The sequence below is a fragment of the Longimicrobium sp. genome (genome assembly GCF_036280135.1).
Taxonomy (GTDB): Bacteria; Gemmatimonadota; Gemmatimonadetes; order Longimicrobiales; family Longimicrobiaceae; genus Longimicrobium.
In genome coordinates this window covers 1-3,595 of the sequence record NZ_DASURI010000900.1, presented here as the reverse complement: position 1 = coordinate 3,595, position 3,595 = coordinate 1, and the positions used below count along the sequence as shown (strand labels likewise).

5 protein-coding genes are annotated in these 3,595 nt (G+C 70.2%); 1 reads left to right on the top strand and 4 read right to left on the bottom strand.

The genetic code is table 11. From position 1 onward, the window contains the following. A partial coding sequence (locus tag VFZ20_RS33000; protein ID WP_414682957.1) for a pinensin family lanthipeptide occupies positions 1-147 on the bottom strand: 147 nt, incomplete at its 3' end. A 229-nt stretch (positions 148-376) separates the two neighbouring features. Then, entirely contained in the window at positions 377-952 is a 576-nt protein-coding gene (locus VFZ20_RS29070) for a hypothetical protein (RefSeq protein WP_329687475.1), read from the bottom strand. Between the two features lie 143 nt (positions 953-1,095). Here VFZ20_RS29070 and VFZ20_RS29065 point away from each other — a divergent pair, with 143 nt between their 5' ends. Next, positions 1,096-1,965 (top strand): DUF5715 family protein, encoded by an 870-nt coding sequence (locus tag VFZ20_RS29065; RefSeq protein WP_329687474.1) that lies wholly within the window; start codon positions 1,096-1,098, stop codon positions 1,963-1,965. Between the two features lie 24 nt (positions 1,966-1,989). On the opposite strand, the gene VFZ20_RS29060 is transcribed toward VFZ20_RS29065, so the two are convergent. Beyond that, positions 1,990-2,385: a hypothetical protein gene (locus VFZ20_RS29060; protein WP_329687473.1), complete on the bottom strand. Its 396-nt coding sequence runs from the start codon at positions 2,383-2,385 to the stop codon at positions 1,990-1,992. Between the two features lie 429 nt (positions 2,386-2,814). Next, positions 2,815-3,595: site-specific tyrosine recombinase (locus tag VFZ20_RS29055; protein ID WP_329687472.1), on the bottom strand; the 781-nt coding region annotated here is incomplete at its 5' end.

Here is a 3,595-nt window from a genome sequence, read left to right as displayed (position 1 = left end):
CGTGTTGCAGCCGGGGACGCAGCCGGGCAGCGCCGTCACGAACGCCTGCTGGCCGTGCGCGTTCACCGTGCCCGTGGCATGTTCCGTCTCGCTGGTTGCGAACGAATTCACCTGCAGGTCCTCGATCGTGAGCTTGATCTTGTTCATCGGTACCTCCCCTGGAGAGATGTTGCGGACGCACTCCCGTCGGATGTGACGGGCGAAAATGTCTGGATTCTTCAATATGTGTCTTTAAATGATTATGCGCAACGCTGTCGTTTTGGTGCTTCGCCCTCGCGTCCGCTCAGCGGACCTGCCGATCCCGTCCGGTAAAACCACGAAGCACCGCCCCGCGAGGGGCGGCGCTTCGTCATCGTGACCTTCGGCTCGTCGCCGGCTACATGGTTACATCGAGCAGGGACTGGCGCCCGTCGACGTTCCACCCGTCGTCCGCACGCGCCAGGAGCAGGTCGTAGACCGCGCGTGAAACGGGCGTCAGAACGTACACGCGAATGCTCCACCGCCCGTCCCCCAGCATGCGCGCCCGGCCGAGCGATGCCACGGCCGTTCGCGCGTGCCGGTCCAGGCACTCCCTCCGGCGCGCGGAAAAATCCGGGTCGGCGGCGGCGGAGTCGGTCGGGATGCCGCCGATGTAGGCCGTGCAGGCCACGAACGCATCCATGTGCCCGTGCGGGATGCCGGCCCTGTCCAGCGTCCGCGCGCGGGCCTGCTCCACCCGCGCGTCTCGCGCGAAGTGGGGCATTGGCGCGGCGCCGGAATCCAGCGCCGGATCGAACGCGGTCCGGACGCTGTCCATCAACCGCGGATCGACGCGCACCTCCCAGCCCTCATCGGCGGCCACGTGCGTCGCGGCGGCTCCGAACACCTCGTCGTCCGCTCGGGGCTGCGGCGCGCCGGGAGCGATCAGACGCTGGCAGCCGGATGCGGCCGCAAGCCCGACGAGCAGGGTCATGGATCGCCAGTTCACGCCGAATCTCCTTGTCTTCTTTCTCTCTTCAACGCCCATCTCGCAAAGTACGTCGCATCGCACGGGATGGCATGCATTTAGCCCGTGCATCCGCCATCACGTGGTAGGGTCTTTACCAGGGATGCGCGATGCGAAGCTGGATTCTTGCCGGGGCGCTGGCGGTGGCCGCCGCCGGCTGCGGGGGCGACGAGCACCGGGGCTACGACGTCTCGGCGCAGGACGCGCCGGCGGCCGTGGCGCAGGCCGCCCGCCCTGCCCCGCCGCCGCCTCCGCGCCCCATGACGGCCGCGGACAGCGCCCGCGAGCGCACGCGCATCGACGCCCTGCGGCAGTCCGTCACGGCCGCGTTCGCCAAGGGGAGCCGGCTCAAGGCGCGCGAGGTGGCGGAGCTGCGGCTGGACAAGAACGCCATGCAGGTCGCGTCCGCCCAGCGGCTGGGGCTGCGCGTGTCGGGCGACGCCGAGACGCAGCGCCTGGTGCGCGAGGGCCGGCTGGTGGCCCTGGGCGACAGCACGGAGTTCTGGGTGCTGCGCAACATGGACCACTCCACGCCGTACGTCACGCCCGACACGCGCGCCAACCTGGTGGAGCTGGGGCGTCGCTTTCACGCGCGGCTGGACCAGCTGGGGCTGCCCCGCTACCGGATGAAGGTGACGTCGGCGCTGCGGACGGACGATACGCAGGCGGACCTGCGCCGCATCAACTCATACGCCTCGCAAACGCGCAGCGCGCACGAGTTCGGCACCACGGTGGACGTGTCGCACGAGCGCTTCGCCGTCCCCGCGCCGGGCGCGGATGCGAGCATGGCGTGGGCGCTGGAGGCGGAGATGCTGGAGGAGCTGGGAAAGGAGAACGCCCGCGTGCTGCAGGCCGAGCTGGGCCGCGCCCTGGCCGAGCTGCGCACGCAGGGCGCCGTGCACGTGATGATGGAGAACAAGCAGCCCGTCTACCACTTTACCCTCGCGCGCCCCTTCACCGCCCGCAGCGCGTCGCGGTAGTCGGAGCACGGCGGCGGCGCGGGGTCACGCCTCCCGCGCCTCAGCGCTTCCCTGGCGCGCAAGGCTTCGCCCCGCGGTGAGCGCGCCTCCCAAGCCCGCGGCCGCCCACGGCCCCGCAATGCGCTCCGGCGTGGAGTTGGGCAGGCTGCCCGGCCAGCGCGCTTCATACCACGCAAGCCCAATCAGCACCGCTACGCTCAGGATGTCGTGTATGCGCCAGCCCCGGGAGGGCGCGGGCATTGTCAGGGCGAGCAGCGCGTGCAGCAGCGCCAGCGCGAGCCACATCCCCACGAGGGTGAACCGGAGCGCGTCCGTCCGATCGATGGTCGGACGTGCGAAGAACGGGATCGCGAACGACACGATCAGCACGGCCGCGCAGAAGATCGGCCGCCAGTAGGATCTCAGCGTGTTGGTCATCATCGGCTCCAGGTTCGTCGGATCGTCCTGCGGACATCCGCGTCGTTCCACCTCCAGACGACGGATGGCGCGGCTCCGGGTTTCATCCATTCTCTTCCCGCCCCGGCAGGATGTGGTGCACGGGGCTGTCGGCCACGTCGGGGAGCAGGCCGCAGAGCGCGGCGTGCTCGGAGACGCTGAGGACGTCCACTCGATGAGGCCGGCCAGGTAGCCCTCCCACGCGATCGCCGCCTCGCGCGGCAGCGTGCCCCCGTACGCGCGCGCGTCTGCGCGGATGCGGTCGATGAGTTCGCGTACCATCGGCCGACGAGGCGTCTCGTGTTCCCGTTCAGCCGACGGGGTGTCGTGTGTCATGCTCGGCAGAAGATCAGGAACCAGCAGGAGCACGCTGCGGCGGCGCCAATCCATCGGAGTGCGGCGGCATCGATCACGTCACCCGCGCGGGTGAAAGGACTTGTGGGTCTGGCGCAGGAAGGTACGGTCCACGTGCGTGTAGATCTGCGTGGTGCTGATGTCGGCGTGGCCCAGCATCTCCTGCACGGCCACGAGGTCCGCGCCGCCCTCCAGCAGGTGCGTGGCGAACGAGTGCCGCAGCGTGTGTGGGCTCACGTGCTTCTCGATGCCGGCCGCCTCCACGTGCTGCTGCAGGATCTTCCACACGCCCATCCGCGTGAGCGGCCCGCCGCGGGCGTTGAGAAACACGCGGCCGTCCGACTTGCCGCGGTCCAGCCGCGGCCGCGTCTCGCGCAGGTAGATGGCCAGCGCGCCCACGGCCCGCCGCCCGATGGGCACCAGCCGCTCCTTGCCGCCCTTGCCGAAGACGCTGGCGAACTCCTCGTCCAGGTGCAGGTTGCGCAGACGCAGGTCCACGAGCTCGCTCACGCGCACGCCGCTGGCGTAGGCGAACTCCAGCATGGCGCGGTCACGCCAGGCCAGCGGTCGCGCCAGGTCCGGCGATTCCACCAGCCGGCCGATCTCGTCCACGGACAGCACGTCGGGCAGCTTCTTCCAGCCGCGCGGCGTCTCGATGCGCTCGCTGGGGTCCGCCACCACCAGGTTCTCGCCCAGAAGGAAGCGAAAGTACGTGCGGATGGCCGCCACGTTGCGCGCGATGGACGACGCCTCCAGCCCCAGGTCCTTGAGCAGCATCATGTACGCGCGCAGGTCCGCCGTCTTGACGTCTCGCGGTCCGGCGACGCCCTGGCTTTGCGCG

Bases quoted from the DNA above. Each gene is read 5' to 3' on its own strand.
- VFZ20_RS29070 (WP_329687475.1), bottom strand. From the start codon at position 952: ATGACCCTGCTCGTCGGGCTTGCGGCCGCATCCGGCTGCCAGCGTCTG.
- VFZ20_RS29060 (WP_329687473.1), bottom strand. From the start codon at position 2,385: ATGATGACCAACACGCTGAGATCCTACTGGCGGCCGATCTTCTGCGCG.
- VFZ20_RS29065 (WP_329687474.1), top strand. From the start codon at position 1,096: ATGCGAAGCTGGATTCTTGCCGGGGCGCTGGCGGTGGCCGCCGCCGGC.